Annotated in this window: 11 protein-coding genes and 1 pseudogene; 5 read left to right on the top strand and 7 right to left on the bottom strand. The window is 65.2% G+C overall.

The genetic code is table 11. From position 1 onward, the window contains the following. Positions 1 to 57 precede the first annotated feature (57 nt). The gene (locus ASE02_RS20215) at positions 58 to 891 is read left to right on the top strand and encodes a DUF1080 domain-containing protein (protein WP_056736814.1); all 834 of its coding nucleotides are present in this window, start codon (positions 58 to 60) and stop codon (positions 889 to 891) included. 34 nt (positions 892 to 925) lie between these two features. Here ASE02_RS20215 and ASE02_RS20220 read toward each other — a convergent pair whose 3' ends face one another. The 4 genes from ASE02_RS20220 to ASE02_RS20235 all read right to left on the bottom strand — a co-directional run bounded on the left by ASE02_RS20220 (position 926) and on the right by ASE02_RS20235 (position 5,510). After that, positions 926 to 1,981, bottom strand: a complete 1,056-nt coding sequence (locus ASE02_RS20220; RefSeq protein ID WP_056736816.1) for a sugar phosphate isomerase/epimerase — start codon at positions 1,979 to 1,981, stop codon at positions 926 to 928. Next, entirely contained in the window at positions 1,978 to 3,096 is a 1,119-nt protein-coding gene (locus tag ASE02_RS20225) for a Gfo/Idh/MocA family protein (protein ID WP_056736818.1), read from the bottom strand. Before ASE02_RS20225 ends, ASE02_RS20220 begins: the two co-directional genes overlap by 4 nt. A gap of 79 nt (positions 3,097 to 3,175) precedes the next feature. Then, positions 3,176 to 4,078 (bottom strand): sugar phosphate isomerase/epimerase, encoded by a 903-nt coding sequence (locus ASE02_RS20230; protein WP_235536774.1) that lies wholly within the window; start codon positions 4,076 to 4,078, stop codon positions 3,176 to 3,178. 148 nt (positions 4,079 to 4,226) lie between these two features. Next, complete coding sequence (locus ASE02_RS20235) at positions 4,227 to 5,510, bottom strand: MFS transporter (RefSeq protein WP_056736821.1); 1,284 nt, start codon at positions 5,508 to 5,510, stop codon at positions 4,227 to 4,229. Positions 5,511 to 5,757: 247 nt separating this feature from the next. Between ASE02_RS20235 and ASE02_RS20240 the strand changes: the two genes are divergently transcribed. Further along, a complete protein-coding gene (locus ASE02_RS20240; RefSeq protein ID WP_056736824.1) occupies positions 5,758 to 6,771 on the top strand; it encodes a LacI family DNA-binding transcriptional regulator in 1,014 nt (337 codons plus the stop codon). Here ASE02_RS20240 and ASE02_RS20245 read toward each other — a convergent pair whose 3' ends face one another. After that, positions 6,772 to 7,554, bottom strand: a complete 783-nt coding sequence (locus tag ASE02_RS20245) for a DUF1080 domain-containing protein (protein ID WP_056736826.1) — start codon at positions 7,552 to 7,554, stop codon at positions 6,772 to 6,774. Between the two features lie 211 nt (positions 7,555 to 7,765). Between ASE02_RS20245 and ASE02_RS20250 the strand changes: the two genes are divergently transcribed. From ASE02_RS20250 to ASE02_RS20260, 3 genes are all read left to right on the top strand, one after another. Further along, the gene (locus ASE02_RS20250; RefSeq protein ID WP_369818595.1) at positions 7,766 to 8,314 is read left to right on the top strand and encodes a VOC family protein; all 549 of its coding nucleotides are present in this window, start codon (positions 7,766 to 7,768) and stop codon (positions 8,312 to 8,314) included. Between the two features lie 396 nt (positions 8,315 to 8,710). After that, entirely contained in the window at positions 8,711 to 10,390 is a 1,680-nt protein-coding gene (locus ASE02_RS20255) for an amidohydrolase (RefSeq protein ID WP_056736829.1), read from the top strand. A 715-nt stretch (positions 10,391 to 11,105) separates the two neighbouring features. Beyond that, positions 11,106 to 13,556 carry a TonB-dependent receptor gene (locus ASE02_RS20260; RefSeq protein ID WP_056736831.1) on the top strand — a complete coding sequence of 817 codons (2,451 nt, stop codon included), beginning with the start codon at positions 11,106 to 11,108 and terminating at the stop codon, positions 13,554 to 13,556. Positions 13,557 to 13,633: 77 nt separating this feature from the next. Here ASE02_RS20260 and ASE02_RS20265 read toward each other — a convergent pair whose 3' ends face one another. Both ASE02_RS20265 and ASE02_RS23420 read right to left on the bottom strand, forming a co-directional pair. Beyond that, positions 13,634 to 14,050 carry a cytochrome c gene (locus ASE02_RS20265; protein ID WP_156406159.1) on the bottom strand — a complete coding sequence of 139 codons (417 nt, stop codon included), beginning with the start codon at positions 14,048 to 14,050 and terminating at the stop codon, positions 13,634 to 13,636. A gap of 1,513 nt (positions 14,051 to 15,563) precedes the next feature. Next, a pseudogene (locus ASE02_RS23420) lies at positions 15,564 to 15,709 on the bottom strand (NAD(P)-binding protein); the annotation flags it as partial. Positions 15,710 to 15,722 lie beyond the last annotated feature (13 nt).

The following is a 15,722-nucleotide window of genomic DNA, read 5'->3' on the forward strand; positions in this document are numbered from 1 at the left end:
ACATTGCAAGCGAACAAGGGGCGCCGATGAGAGCGCCGAGAGGTTTCTGGGGGAAACATGACCCGATATCCTGGACTGCGCCGTTCACTCTCAAAGGCCGCGCTGCTCGCCGGCTGCCTGGCGATTTCGGCCTGCGCCCACACGCCCGATGCGACGGCCGAGGCGGCATGGCGGCCGATATTCGACGGGCGAACCCTGGACGGCTGGACGCCGAAGATCGCCGGCTATCCGGCCGGCGAAAACTATCAGCAGACCTTCATCGTGCAGGACGGCTCCATCGTGGTGTCCTACGCCGGCTATGACCAGTTCAAGGGCCGGTTCGGGCATCTTTTCTACAAGACCCCGTTCAAGGCCTACCGCCTGCGGTTGATGTACAAGGTCCTGGATCCCAGCCTGCCCGACACCCCGGCCTGGGCGCGCGGCAACAGCGGCGTGATGTTCCACAGCCAGAGCGCCGAGAGCATGACGCTGGCTCAGCCGTTCCCGATATCCGTCGAGTTTCAGATTCTCGGCCGTGACGGCGACGGCCCCCGGCCGACGGGCGCGGTCTGCACGCCGGGCGTCAGCATCACCTTCGACGGCGTCCGCGCGAAGGAGCACTGCACCTCGCCGGCCAATGGACCGACCATCCCCAACGGGACCTGGACCAAGCTCGAACTCGACGTGCTGCCGAACGGCGAGGTCTTCCAAAAGATCGACGGCGTGGTCGTCCAGCACTATGGCGGGCTCGAGCTTGATCCGAACGATCGGTTCGCCGCCGTGGCCAAGGACTACATGTCCGCCCGCAGCGGCTCGCTGGCCCTGACCGAAGGCTACATCGCCCTGCAGAGCGAGGGGCACCCGATCGCGTTCAAGGACATCGAGATCCAGGATCTGACGCCGACCCGCTAGGCGGGCCCGCGCCACGGCGTGCGGCTTGCTGGGATCAGAGCCCCAGCAGCCGCCGGTTCCGCGCGGCGTCCGGCGCGCTGCCGGCGAAGTCGTCGAACGCCCGGTCGGTCACCTGGATGATGTGATCGCGGATGAACGGCGCGCCCTCGCGGGCCCCCTGCTCCGGATGCTTCAGCGCGCACTCCCATTCGAGCACGGCCCAGCCGGAATAGTCGTACTGAGCGAACTTGGAGAAGATCGCCTTGAAGTCCACCTGGCCGTCGCCCAGCGAGCGGAAGCGGCCGGGCCGTTCGACCCACCCCTGATATCCGCCATAGACGCCGGCGCGCGCATCGGGACGGAACTCGGCGTCCTTGACGTGGAAGGCGCGGATCCGCTCGTGATAGCGGTCGATGAAGCCGAGATAGTCCATCTGCTGCAGCAGCAGGTGGCTGGGGTCATAGAGGATGTTGGCGCGCGGATGGCCGCCGACCACGTCCAGAAAGCGCTCGAAACTGGCCCCGTCGTGCAGGTCTTCGCCCGGATGGATTTCGAAACAAGCGTCGACGCCTTCATCCTCGAAGACGTCGAGGATCGGCCGCCAGCGGCGTCCCAGCTCGGCGAACGCCTCCTCCACCAAGCCGGCGGGCCGTTGCGGCCACGGATAGAGATAGGGCCAGGCCAAGGCGCCGGAGAACGTAGCATGGGCCGACAGGCCAAGCCTGCGGCTGGCGACGGCCGCGGCCTTCACCTGGCTGACCGCCCAGGCCTGGCGGTCCTGCGGCTTGCCCCGCAGTTGCGGCGGCGCGAAGCCGTCGAAGAGCTCGTCATAGGCCGGATGGACCGCGACCAACTGCCCCTGGAGATGGGTCGACAGCTCGGTGATCTGCAGGCCGTGCTCGGCCAGCAGCCCGGCGATGTCATCGCAATAGACTTGGCTTTGCGCGGCCAGTTCCAGATTGAAGAACGAGTCCGCCCCGCCCGTCGGCATCTGCACGCCGACATAGCCGAGGTCCGCGACCCAGGCGGCCATGGTCTCGAGCCGGTCGAAAGGCGGCTCGGCGCCGATGAACTGGGCCAGGAAAATGCCAGGTCCCTTGAGTGTCTTCATCGTGCGCCTCCTTCGAGCGTGACCCAACCTTCACCGGCGCGGCTGGCCGCGACGGCGCGCTCAACGAACGCCATGCCTCGAACGCCCTCACCGATGTCGGGCACGAGCTCAGCTTGCCCCCGGCCTGCGGTGATCGCGTCGGCGAAATCACGATAGATGTTGGCGAAGGCCTCGATGAACCCCTCCGGATGCCCGGTGGGAATACGCGAGGCGGCCTGAGCGACCGGGCTGAGGTAGCCCGCGCCTGCGTGCAGCACTTGGGTCGGGTCATCGAGCCAGTCGACCACCAACTCGGTGTGGCGTTCGTGCGACCAGGTGATCGCACCCTTCTCGCCATAGACCTTGAGCTGCAGGCCGTTGCGGGCGCCCGCCGAGATCTGCGAGGCGATCAACACCCCGCGCGCGCCGCCCTTGAACCGCAGCAGGATGTTGCAGTCGTCGTCCAGCACCCGCCCCGGCACCACGGCGGCGATGTCGGCGCACATGTGTTCGACCTGAACGCCCGCCACGAACTCGGCGATGTTGAAGGCGTGCACGCCGATGTCGCCGATGCAGCCGCCAACACCGGACTGGGCCGGGTCGGCCCGCCACGTCGCCTGCTTGTCGCCGTCACGCTCGATCGGCCGCGAGAGCCAGCCCTGGGCGTACTCCACGACGATCTTGCGGACCCGGCCCAGATCGCCGCGCCGCACGATCTCGCGCGCCTCGCGGACCATCGGATAGCCCGTATAGACATAGGTCAGTCCGTAGTGGCGGCCCGAACCGGCCACGACCTTCGCCAACTCGCGCGCCTGCGCCAGATCCAGCGTCGCCGGCTTGTCGCTCATCACGTGCAACCCCGCCCGGAGCGCGGCGGCCGAGACCTCGAAGTGCAGGTGGTTGGGGGTGACGACGGCGACCAGGTCGACCCCGTCAGCCCGCACCCGTTCGGCTTCGAACATCGCGCCATAGTCGGTGTAGGTGCGCTCGCGCGACACCCCCCAGCCGTCAGCGGCCAGGGCGTTCTTCTCGGCGTCGCGGCTGAATACGCCAGCCACGAGCCGAATGCGTCCGTCGAGTTCGGCGGCCATGCGGTGGACCGGCCCGATGAACGAACCGGGTCCCCCGCCAACCATGGCCAGCCGCAGAGGCGTTTGACTGCTCTTCGTCACAGGAGGGCGCACCCCGCCGAGATCGCGTACCTAAAGGTCCCCATCAGCCAGCCACGCTGGCCAGATAGTCGTAGCTAATCCGCGTGGATTCGAGCCTCGGGTGGGCGAACGGCGGCTCTTGTTCGACGAAGAATTCCCGCACGCCGGCCGCATAGGCCGCCGGAAGCAGCTTGGGCCAGTTGATCATGCCGCCGCCCACCTCGGTGGGATCCTGGCGCAGCTCGAAGTTGGGCTTGGTGCTCGCCTTGATGTCCTTGACGTGCATCAGGGTGAAGCGGCCCTTGTGCTCCTTCAGCATCGCGAACGGATCGTGGCCCGCGGCCGTGACCCAGCCGGCGTCCATCTCGAAGGTGACCAGCGAGGGGTCGGTTTCCTTGAGCAGGATCTCCATGCCGTTGGTCTGACCGAGCGGCAGGAACTCATTGTTGTGGTTGTGATAGCCGAGCCGCAGGCCGGACTTCTTCAGAATCTCAGCCTTTTGGTTCAGGAACTCGGCATTCCACTTCCAGTCGTCGGCGGTCATCTGGCCGCCCAGCCGCCGCAGCAGCCCGCCGCCGTCCTCGCCAGGCAGCAGCTTCAGCTCGAAGCGGTCGGGAAGGTAGAACAGCGGCATGACCACGGTCTTCACACCGACCGTCTTCAGGTCGTCGGCCAGCTTGCCAAGGTCGCCGCTGAGTGTCGGGCCAGGCCCCATCGGACGGCCGCCGACGTGGGCGCTGGTGCATTTCAGGCCGGCGGCGTCGAAGGCCGCGCGCAGCTCGACCGGGGTGTGGCCGAGGAACCCGGCCAGCTCGACCGTCTTGAAGCCGATCTTGGAGACCGCCGCGAGCGTGCCGCCGAGGTCCTTCTGGGCGTCCGGACCCAAGGTGTAGAGCTGGACGCCGATCGGCAGGCCCACCCGCTTAAAGAACGGCTTGGCCGCCGCGCTGGCTGTTCCGCTGGTCATCATCGCCCCCAAGGTTGCAAGTCCGCCCGCAAGCACTCCGCGGCGCTGAAGGCCGGCGGTGTCGAGCGAGGTTCTGTTCGCGGAAGGTGTTGAGCGCACTTGGGCTCTCCTTTTGCCTGGCTTGGCGATGTGGGTTCGAACGAAACGACTAGGAGGCCGACTGAACGCTGCGATCGGGCGCCAGCGCGTCGCCTGGGGCGTCCTCGACCGACACCGGTCCTCGGGTGGGCGGCCGGAAGAACAGGGCCAGCAGCAGCACCGCGACCAGCGCCATGCCGGTCGGCACCAGGAACAGAGCCGAATAGTCGACAACGTTCTTGGTCACGCCGTCCGGGCCGACGACCGCCTGGCTCAACCGTCCCATGAGGGCCGGGAACAGGAAGCTCGCCACGACATTGCCGACCCCCAGGATCAGCAGATTGAACAGGCCCTGCGCGCTGGACCTGACGTCCTTGGGGAAGACGGCGTCCACGAAGATGTAAACCGTGGCGAAGAAGAAGGCGTAGCAGACCCCGTGCAGCAGCTGCACGGCCACGATCACCGGGATGCTGTCGGCGAAGAAGGCGAAGACCACGAAGCGCGCGGCGTGACCGAGGATGCCGATGATCATCGTGGCCTTCCAGCCCAGCCTGATCAGCACCCCGCCCAGCACGAACATGGTCACGACTTCGGCCACCTGGCCGAGGCTGAGCACCACCATGCTGAGATTGCCCGCGATCCCAACCCGGTCGGTGAGGAAGGCGTCGGAGACCACGAAGTAGCCGTTATGGATCACCGAATCGATGAAGGTGACGATGAACAGCACCATGACGAACGGCGTGCCCAGCAGCTTCAACGCTCGCCGCCAGGCCAGCTTGTCGATGCCCGGCGCGTCCTTGCGGGCCGGCGTGTGCGGCAAGGTCAGGGAATAGGCGGCGGCCAGGAACGAGACCCCGGCGGCGACCAGGAAGATCCACCGGACCTGATCGGGCGTGGCGTGCGCGCCCAGCAGGAAGATGAAGGGCCAGCTGACCAGCACCCAGCCGATCGTGCCGCCCATCCGCACCGCGCCGAAATCCTTGGCCGGGTCCCGCAGGTTGGCGAAGGCGATGGAATTGGAGACCGACAGCGTCGGCACATAGAGCAGGCTGTAGAGCAGGTAGCAGGCGAAGAACGGCCAGAAGCTGGTCGAAAACGCCACGCCCACCAGGGCCAGGCCGCCGATCAGGTGACTGACCGCCAGGAATCGCTCGGCGGCGAAGTTCCGGTCCGCGAACTGGTTGGAGAAGAAGATCCCCACCAGGGCCGCGACGCCCCAGGAGCTGCCCACCAGCGACTGCTGCCAGGAGCTGAAACCCAGCATGCCCATGTAGGGAAACAGCTTCGGCGCCCAGGCTCCCCAGATCGCCAGCTGGAGCACCATCATCAAGAAGAGCCGTACGCTCGCCGTCATGTCTTCGGCCTCCCCGGTTGGCCTGGCGGCAGCATTATGGACCTTGGCGCCGCGACCTCCAGACCGCTTTGCCTGGCGTTAATCAGCGGCGCGGCCGGTCCAGCCCAATTTCCGGGCCCCTGCTCGCACTTAATGTAATCGAAATCATCGATAACAGGCGCGTATTCGGGCGGCAACTGCAATCTAAGCCGCCGCGCAAACGACCTGCGCCTTGCAATGGGGGCGGCTTACCGCCAGTTTCTCGCCAATGCCTACCATTCAAGATGTCGCGCGCGACGCCGGGGTTTCCACCGCGACGGTCTCAAGGGTTTTCAGCGCCCCAGCCCTTGTCCTGGAGGGCACACGGCAGAAGGTGATGGAGGCGGTGACCCGCCTCGGTTACGAGCCGAACTTCGCGGCCAAGAGCCTGCGGACGCTGCGCACCGAGAAGATCCTGGTCACCGTCCCAGACATCTCCAACCCGTTCTTCTCCCAGGTCATCCGCGGGGTCGAGGAAGCCGCCCACGCCGCGGGATACTCCGTTCTCCTGGGCGATACGCGCCACGAGGAGGAACGCGAGGAGCAGTACGCCACCATGCTCCGGCGCAAGGAGGCCGACGGCCTCATCTTCCTGGGCCATCGCCTGCCCGACACCCTGGCCGAAATGGTCAGGACCATGGGGCCCCGCACCCCGATCGTGAACGGTTGCGAATACCGCCCTGACCTCGGCGTTTCCGGCGCCCACATCGACAACGAGCGCGCCGCCATCGAGGTCATGGACCACCTCTATGGCCTGGGCCACAGCCGGGTCGGCGTGATCACCGGGCCGCTGGCCAGTCCGCTCAGCAGCGACCGCCTGACCGGCGTGCGCGCCGCCGCTGAGCGCCACGGCCACGCCGAGGCCCTGCAGGTGGTCACCGGTGACTTCTCCATCGAGTCCGGCGTGCGCCAAGCTGAGGGGCTGCTGAGCGGAGCTCACCGCCCCACCGCCATTTTCTGCTTCAGCGACGAGATGGCCATGGGCGCGCTCGACGCCATCCGGCGCGGCGGCCTGCGGTGCCCCCAGGACGTCTCGCTGGTCGGCTTCGACGACATCCGCTTCGCCCAGTACCTCGACCCGCAGCTGACCACGGTCAGCCAGCCCATGGACAAGATCGGCCACGAGGTCGTTCGCTTGCTGCTCGATATCCTTTCGGGCCGTAGCGACGGGCTACAGCACGTGACCTTGCCCCACCAACTCGTGATCCGGTCGAGCACGGCGAAGCCTCGCGCCGCCGACTAATCAGACGGACGGCGGCAGTTCGCGAACCCAGATGTTGCGGAAGCTGATCGGCTCGCTGCGGTCGCCATGCGCCTGCAGCTTGATCGGCGCGGCCCCGTGGGGCCGGTAGGCCGGCTGGCCGATATAGACGGTCTCGCCGGCCAGGGCGAAATTGTCCTGCACCAGCACGCCATTGTGCAGCACGCTCACCCGCGCGGGCTTGGCCACGACACCATCGGCGCCGAACACCGGCGCCCTCCAGATCACATCATAGGTCTGCCACTCGCCCGGCTTGCGGCTGGCGTTCACCAGCGGCGGACGCTGTTTGTAGATGCTCGCGGCCTGACCGTTCACATAGGTCGGGTTGGCGTACGAATCGAGAATTTGCAGCTCGTAGCCGGCGTCCCCACGCCCTGTGGAGGCCAGGAAGACCCCGCTGTTGCCGCGCCCCTGCCCGGTCCCGGAAATGTTCGCCGGGACGCGCCACTCAATATGAAGCTGAAAGTCCCGGAAGCTCCGCTTCGTTTCGATGTTGCCGGCCGCCTTGTTCACGGTCAGCAAGCCATCAGCCACGCTCCAACCCGCAGGCGACTTGTCCTTGGACGTCACCCATTCGCCAAGGTCCTTGCCGCCGAACAGCACGATGGCGTCGGACGGCGGCGCGCCGCCAAGCTGAGCGGCGGGCGTCACCACCAGCGGCTCCGGCTTCCAGACCTCGGTGTCCTGCGGCAGGAGCTGAGCCTGCGCGCCGACGGCCCACAGCGAGGCGAGCGCGGCGACGAGGACGGCGACTTTCGAGATCATGGGTCTGGGTCTCCAGGTTGGCGCTATCACTTGACCGCACGTCGGCGCGCCGCGTCCAGAGCCCGCTCGGCGACCTGGCGCGTCGCACCGGTTATTCGACAGCCCGGAACCGCCGCCGATCCACAAGGTTCTGCAAGGACGCCTACCCCGCGCCGGCCTTGTCGGCCACGTGGCGTGGCTTGGCGACGTCCCCTTACGGGGTCACAAAGCGTTGGCCGCCCAATTGGGACAATGGCTCGTGGGGAAAAGCGGCCAGGAAATCGGCTCCAAAACGAAGGAACACGCCATGGCGAAGAATACGATTTGTCTCTGGTACGATAACGACGCCGAGGCTGCGGCCCGCTTCTACGCCGAGACCTTTCCCGACAGCGCGGTGAGCGCCGTGCGCCGGGCGCCAGGCGACTACCCGTCCGGCAAAGAGGGCGACGTGCTGACCGTCGAGTTCACGGTCGCCGGGATTCCTTGCCTTGGCCTGAACGGGGGCCCGGCTTTCAAGCATGACGAAGCCTTCTCGTTCCAGATCGCCACCGACGACCAGGAAGAGACCGACCGCTATTGGAACGCCATCGTCGGTAATGGCGGCCAGGAGAGCGCCTGCGGTTGGTGCAAGGATCGATGGGGGATTTCCTGGCAAATCACGCCGCGCGTCCTGACCGAGGCGATGGCCGCCGGCGGCGACGAAGCAAAGCGCGCGTTTGAAGCCATGATGACCATGGGGAAAATCGACGTCGCAGCGATCGAGGCGGCCCGGCGCGGCTAGCTCGCCGCCGATCGCCCCTTCGGCGTCAGCTTGTAGTCGTATCGCCGCTCGCCAGTCGGATCATGTCGCGCATTCGGCGACAGACAACTATTATCACAGACAAACCCGACCTGCCGCGCCCAGGGATCCCAAGCGATCAGCCGTTCGTCCTCAGGATCACGCGCTGACGTTTTCCAATATTTACAATGTCAAAAAACGCAAAACCGTAGATTTCAAGGCATCTCCCCTGAAAGAACGTCGAGGCCCGACACCCGGTGAATCTGATCGTGCTTGACGCATTAGAGATCACAGTTATCAATCAGCCGTAATGGCGGCGGCGAGCCGGCCTCGCGACGAAACGCGGCAAGATACGGGGGAATTTTGATGGTGAGTCAGCGACAGAGCCGCCGAGGCTTCATGGGCCTTTCCGGAGCCGGCGTCGCCGGCCTGATCGGCGGACAATGGGCCGGGCTCGCAAACGCCGCCACGCTGGACCCCGACCTGGTCGTGCTCAACGCCAAGGTCTACACGGTCGATCCCGCCTCACCTCGAGCCGAAGCCTTCGCCGTCAAGAACAGTCGCTTTGTGGCGGTAGGCCGCAACGACGACATCAAGTCCCTGGTCGGCAAGGGCACCCAGGTCCTGGACGCCCAGGGGATGACGATCGTTCCGGGCTTCATCGATTGCCACAACCACGCCATGGGCAACGTGCTGCTCTACGAGGTTCTGGTCGGCAATCCGTTTGAAGTCGAGTTCGTCACGGTCGACAGCATCGTCGGCAAGCTACGCGCCAAGGCTCAGCAGACCCCGCCGGACTTTTGGATCGAGGGCTTCTTCTTCGACGACACCAAGGTCAAGGATAAGCGCGAGGTCACGGTCCACGATCTCGACAAGGTGTCGACAGAGCACCCGGTGGCCGTTCGACACCGGGGTGGCCACACCTCCTATTACAACAGCAAAGCGCTGCAGATGGCCGGCGTCACCAAGGCGACCGCCAACCCGCCTGGCGGGACGTTCGATCGGGACAAAAACGGTGAGCTGAACGGTCGTGTCACGGATCGGGCGAATGGCGTCTTCAGCAAAATCGGGAAGCGCCCGACCTACACTGACGCGCAACTGCTGCAGCGGAACCGCGACGGCCTGGCGCACATCTCCAAGCAGTTCGCGCGCTATGGCCTGACCAGCGTCCACCATCAAGGCGGAGACCTCGACGCCCTGCAGGAGGTGCGCGCGCGCGGCGACCTCAAGCACCGCGTGAGCTTCGAGGTCAGCGGGCCGCTCTTGGAGGCTATGATCGCCAACGGGATCAAGACCGGATTCGGCGACGAATGGGTGCGACTGGGCGCCACCTCGGAACACACGGCCGACGGCTCGTTCTCGGAACGGACCATGGCGATCAGCACGCCCTATGCCGGCGTGTCGCCGCCCTACAAGGGCAACATCACCGAGACCCAGGACGTCTTGGACGCCTGGGTCGAACGGGTGCACCGGGCGGGCATCCAAGTGAACTGCCATGCGAATGGCGACGTCGCGATCGACTCCGTCCTCACGGCGGTCGAGCGCGCCCAGAAGCTCTTCCCGACGCCCGATGCGCGCCCGAAGATCACGCATTGCACCCTGATCAACGACGACTTGCTCCGCCGCATGAAAGCCGTGGGGGCCATTCCGGCGGCCTTCACCACCTATTCCTATTACAACGCCGACAAGTTCCACTTCTATGGGCCGGAGCTCATGAAGCGCTCAATGGCGTTCCGCAGCTTCCTCGATGCGGGGATTCCAGCGGCGGCCGGATCAGACTTCAGCCCGGGCCCCTTCGCCCCGCTGATGGGCGTCCAGGGGATGGTCACGCGCAAGGGCTGGAACGGAGAGATCTGGGGCGCCAACCAACGGGTCACCGTCGAAGAATCGATCCGAATCAATACCCTGAACGGCGCCTTCGCCTCTCACGAGGAAACCATCAAGGGGTCGATCACCGTCGGCAAGCTGGCCGACTTCGTGATGCTCGCGGACGATCCCCACACGATCGACAATGAGAAGATCAAGGATATCAAGATCGTTCGCACCGTGACGGGCGGCGCCACGGTCTACCAGGCCTGATAGGGCTGCAACGAGATCAGGCGCAGGCGTCACGCCTGCGCCTGATCCGGCTCCTCGCGGCGCCTGCGCGCCAGGATCGCCGCCGTCCAAGGCACGGCGATTGGGCGCCCCGCCTGGGGCATCCCGCCAAGTTACAACCGCCACTTAGCATTGTGAGATCACAGGTCAGCCCGCATCGCGGGACGGCGGCCTCGTCGATCAAACCTAGGTAGCCTGGCCACAATCAACCAAGCGGGAAGCATAAGGATCACGATCACAGATTGTTGGAGCGTGACTCCGATACAGGCGGAAACACCAGAACGCCCCCGACATCTGCTTAGTATTTACGCGACCTAGTGAGTCCCAAGAAATAGCAGCTCGCAACAGCAGAATGGGACGGCGCTGGCGGCCTCACAATTCCAGTATACACTTCACGCCGTTACCTTATATCGGCAGCGAAAGCCTATTTGCGCCACAGGCGACCAAGATCTCGCCGCATTCACCAACCTAGCGGCCCGCGCACGCGAATCCGACTTGAAGTTCGGCAATTGTGATCACACAGTGCGCCCGTGCAAATGATCGCACGGCGCTCACGCAACAACTTGTCATCTGGCCGCCATGACAATCAGGCCGGAACAAGCACTGGGGGACTAACATGCCAAACAAGACGGCCTCACCAGCTTCTGCCGCGGGAACGCGGCGATCCATCTGGCTCCGGGGCGCTTCGCTCACGGTCTTGGTTCCGCTGCTTGGCGCGACTCCAGCGTTCGCTCAATCTGGGCCGACGGTCGAAGAAGTCGTCGTCACCGCGACCCGTTCTGAGAGCCAACTCTCCAAGGTTCCGATCAGCGTGGCCGCGGTCTCGCAGGAGCAGATCGAAAACAAGGGCCTCAAGGAATTTGTCGACGTCGTGCGGCTGACGCCAGGCGTCGCCATCGGCGGCAACAACCGCATCGCCATCCGCGGCGTCTCGTCCAGCGCCGGTGCGGCCACGACCGGGGTCTATGTTGACGACGTTCCGATCCAGGTGCGCCAGGTGGGCTATTCCGCCAGCACCCTGTTCCCTTCCCTCTTCGACCTCGACCGCGTGGAAATCCTCCGCGGTCCCCAAGGCACCCTGTTCGGCGCCGGCTCACAAGGCGGCACGGTTCGCTTCATCCAGCCCGCGCCGAACTTCAATTCGTTTTCAGGACACGCCCGCACCGAGGTCTCGACGCTTCGCGGCGGCGGAATGGGCTACGAAGGCGGCGTCGCCGTCGGCGGCCCGATCATCGCCGACAAGTTGGCTTTCCGGGTCAGCGGCTATTTCCGGCGCAACGCCGGCTACATCGACCGCATGAACGGTCAGGCGTTCGTTCGCGACCCCACGCTGGCGCTCGGAACGAAGTCGATGGGCTTCAATGTGACCGGCACGGCGTATGAGGATTCCGACTGGACGGAAACCACGGCCGGCCGCGCCGCCCTGGCGTTCCGCCCGACCGAAAACCTGACCATTACGGCCTCGGTCAACTACCAAAAAATCTACCAGCACGACAATATCGGCAGCGTCTGGTCGACCCTGACCGACGCGTCGTCAGGCGATTTCCGCACGCCGCTATTCTCCGCCGGCGATCCCAACGCGCTGCTCAACGGCCAGCGCTATCTCACGCCCGCCGTCCTTCCCGACTACAACAAGGGCAACGATCATATGATCCTGCCCTACCTGACGGTCGATTGGTCGAACGACGCGGTCCACTTCGTCTCGACAACGTCGGGCATCGACCGCAAGAGCTACCGCTGGGGCGATTCCACCACGGGCTACGGGTTCGCCTACCTCCGCTTCGCCGCACCCCGGCCGGGCGACAAATCTTCCAGCCTGCTTCGCGACAACCAAAAGAACTTCACCCAGGAAGTTCGCCTGCAGTCGGTGCCGTCCGATTCGCCTTTGACCTGGCTGATCGGGGCCTTCTACACGAACAACCGGCAAGGCTCGCTCGAGACCACCCCGACCAACTTCCTTGGCCTGGCGCCTAGCCTGTTCGGGATCACCGCCGAAAGCGATCCGTTCCCCGGGACGAGCGCCTTCCTCAACACCTTCGGCACGCCGCTGCTGCAAAACTCGATCGTCTATTGGGCCGAGAGCGTGGCCCGCGAGAAGCAACTCGCCGGCTTCGCACAGCTCGACTACAAAATTACGCCGGAGCTGACCCTGACGGTCGGCGGCCGCTACGCGAAGAACGAGCTGACGGTCCGCGCCTTCCAGGATGGGCCGGAGAACAACCTCAACGCCCCATATGGCTTCGAGTGCCCCATCCCGGGCGGATGCACCCCCGGCACGGGCATCTTCACGCCGGAATACGCGCGAGACACGCTCCACACCAAGGAGAAGGTGTTCAACCCGAAGTTCAGCATCGCCTGGCAGCGTGACAGCGACAACCTGCTCTACGCGACCGCCGCCAAGGGCTTCCGTCCCGGCGGCGCCCAGGTCCGCTTGCCTGGCGTCTGCGATGAAGCTCTCGCGTCCTACGGCTACTCAGAATCGCCGACGTCCTACAAGTCCGACAGCGTCTGGAGCTATGAAGCGGGCTCGAAGAACCGTCTATTCGACGGCATGGTGACCTTCGACGGCAGTATCTACATGGTGAAATGGAATAAAATTCAGACCAACATCACCCTGCCCGACTGCGGTTACAACATGGTCGACAATCTCGGCAAGGCGACATCCAAGGGCTTCGACGCGGCGATCAATATGCGCCCGACCGAGAACCTCGGCCTGTCGGCCGCGTTGGGTTACAACTCCACCAAGTTCGACGTCACCACGCCGGCCTTTGACAAGGGCGACTATGTCCCCGGAACCGGGTCGCCGTGGACCATCACCGTGCAGGGCGACTACACCTACCCGCTCGGCGATGATCGCGAACTCTATGTCCGCGCCGACGCGACCTATAGCAGCGCGCCGCGTCGCACAGGCGCCGATGATCCCGGCAGTCCGTCCTACAATCCGCGCAACACCCCGACGCCGGACAGCACAATCGTCAACGCCCGGGTCGGCGCCAACCTTCAGGGCGTCGATCTCTCGCTGTTCGTCAACAACCTGTTCAACTTCAACGATCCGATGGGGATTAACTACACCCGTCGCAGCGTGCTGTTCACCGAGAGCTATAGCCGCCCCCGGATGATCGGACTTTCGGCCTCCTATCGGTACTAGAGGCCACGCTCGTCTGCACAGTTCGCCCCGCCGGCCTCAGGCCGGCGGGGTTCGTTGTTTGAGGGCCGACCGAACGTCTAGGGTCTGGCCGGAGGCAAGGTGATGGCGCTGAGTCCGCTTGCGTCTGGGACAGATCCGACCGCCGCCGAGCCGGTGTTGCTGCGGACGATGAAATCGACGATGCCGATGGTTTCCTGCTCGCTGAGCGAGCCCGGCTCATCGAGCGGCATGGTGCTGATGATGCGGCTGTAGAGCTCACGCGCCGGCCGCCCCTCCCACTGCGACCAGAACTCCGGCCCCTTGAGCGCCGGGGCGTGATCGCCGCCAATCATCTGCTCGCCATGACATAGCGCGCAGCGGGTCGCGACCGCCGCTACGCCCCGGTCCACGGCCGGCTGCGGCGGTGCCGCGGCGCCTCCCGGCGGGGATTGCGCCTGCGCGACACCCAGGACGCCCAGGGCCAAAAGGCCAGCGGCCACCCATACTGGTTTCATCGCGCCCGAGCCCTGCGCCATGCTGGCTTCAAAACACCAATCATACGATCAGCTCATTCCGGCGATTTCGGTGATGGCGCGATGGGCCTGGTCGATCGCCACATCGGTGTAGGCGTCCCAGCCGGCGTCAGAGTTCGCGATGGTGACACGCCCGATCGGCTGCCGAGCCGTTTCGGCGCGGACCTTCTGAACCGCTGGATCGTCGGTCAGAGATTCCGGGGTGTAGGCATAGCCGTGCGCCCATCGGTTGACCGTGATGCCAGCGACGTCGCGGTCGAAGACGAACCCGCCAGGTCCGAGGATCCTGGTCATCTCGTCACGGATGTTGGTTTCGAAATCCCCGAAGGTCATCGTGTAGAGCTTGGTTCGGCCGGCGCGATACTGCTCGCGCATGCCCAGGCCGACATTGGGCTCCGTCGGCACATGGAGAAGGTGAGCGATGATCGGATCGTCCGGCGTGCGGGCGAAGTGGTAGTCGCCCAGACTGACCGGGAAATCGAGCGACATCGACGGGAACATGCCGCCCGGGTTCGAGACCCCGTTGATCCCGAGCTTCGACCAGGCGCGCCAATTGCGCATCGCCACGTTGATATAGACCAGCGGCGCCTTGACGTTCATGTGCAGCGCCTCGGCCTGGGCCTCGGGCACGCCTTCCNCCGCGCCTTGACGCGCACCAGCTTGCCGCCCCGGACATAGCCGACCTCGACGTCCGAACCCACATTGCGAACCCGGACCGCGGTCGAGTTGAGCCTGATCCGAACCTTGTTGCCCGGGCGATCAAGCGTCGCGTAATTGAAGGGCGCGGTGACGATGTCCTCCATCGTGCTCCCAGGCGCCGACTGCGGGACGAGGTTGCGAACCAGCATCCGCGCGATCGACGCGTTCCCATCGGGGAAGTGGTAGATATAGGGCTCGTTGTGACCGCCGCCGCCGGCGGCGGCGGCTTGATGGAGGGCCTTCAGCCCCTTGCCGCCTGGATAGCCTGACCAAAGACAGGTCGTCGCCGACACCGCGTCGATACCAACGCCCCACAGCCCCTGCGGCTTCTGTTGGTAGAGGGTCAGCACCTCCTCCGACGCATCCCAGTAACGCCGCAGGAAGTCGGCATAGCTGATGTGATCGGTGACCTTCCTGAGCTCTTCAATCGACTTGGCTGGAATCGGGTCGCGATCGGAGGTTTCGATCTCAAGGATCTTGGCCCGCGCGGCGGCGGACATCGGATAGAGATCTATCCGTTTGCGCTTGGCCTCGATGTCGGCGCCAGGCGCTTCAGGTTCATCTGGATCGACCACCAGACCAGGACGAGGAGGAGCTGGAACAAGGACATCGGCCTGGAACACGCCCTTCTTGAAGAAGGTCGCCATGCCGGTCTTGGCCTCGGTGTAGAATTTCTGATCGAAGGCGGTGTTGAAGCGCTCGACCTCGATGCCGAGGCCCTTCAGCAGCCCCATCGAGACCTCGCTGTAGCGGCCGCGCGGCGAATCAATCGACTGGGTCCCGCCGTAGCCGNNNNAGACCATCGACGTCGAACTCGTTGCGCTTGGCGTGACCGCCGAAGTCGTCGTGATTGTCGAGGATCAGGATCTTGTCGTTCGGGCGCTTGGCCCGATGGAAATAGGCCGCCGACAGCCCGCTGATCCCGCCGCCGACGATGACCAGGTCATAGGTTTCG

Origin of the sequence: Phenylobacterium sp. Root700, assembly GCF_001429025.1 — a bacterium.
In the GTDB taxonomy this organism is placed as follows: domain Bacteria; phylum Pseudomonadota; class Alphaproteobacteria; order Caulobacterales; family Caulobacteraceae; genus Phenylobacterium.

What these genes read in the sequence shown, in the direction of transcription:
- ASE02_RS20215 (WP_056736814.1), top strand. Translation starts at nt 58, where the DNA reads ATGACCCGATATCCTGGACTGCGCCGTTCACTCTCAAAGGCCGCGCTG.
- ASE02_RS20220 (WP_056736816.1), bottom strand. Translation starts at nt 1,981, where the DNA reads ATGAAGACACTCAAGGGACCTGGCATTTTCCTGGCCCAGTTCATCGGC.
- ASE02_RS20225 (WP_056736818.1), bottom strand. Translation starts at nt 3,096, where the DNA reads ATGGTTGGCGGGGGACCCGGTTCGTTCATCGGGCCGGTCCACCGCATG.
- ASE02_RS20230 (WP_235536774.1), bottom strand. Translation starts at nt 4,078, where the DNA reads ATGACCAGCGGAACAGCCAGCGCGGCGGCCAAGCCGTTCTTTAAGCGG.
- ASE02_RS20235 (WP_056736821.1), bottom strand. Translation starts at nt 5,510, where the DNA reads ATGACGGCGAGCGTACGGCTCTTCTTGATGATGGTGCTCCAGCTGGCG.
- ASE02_RS20240 (WP_056736824.1), top strand. Translation starts at nt 5,758, where the DNA reads ATGCCTACCATTCAAGATGTCGCGCGCGACGCCGGGGTTTCCACCGCG.
- ASE02_RS20245 (WP_056736826.1), bottom strand. Translation starts at nt 7,554, where the DNA reads ATGATCTCGAAAGTCGCCGTCCTCGTCGCCGCGCTCGCCTCGCTGTGG.
- ASE02_RS20255 (WP_056736829.1), top strand. Translation starts at nt 8,711, where the DNA reads ATGGGCCTTTCCGGAGCCGGCGTCGCCGGCCTGATCGGCGGACAATGG.
- ASE02_RS20265 (WP_156406159.1), bottom strand. Translation starts at nt 14,050, where the DNA reads ATGAAACCAGTATGGGTGGCCGCTGGCCTTTTGGCCCTGGGCGTCCTG.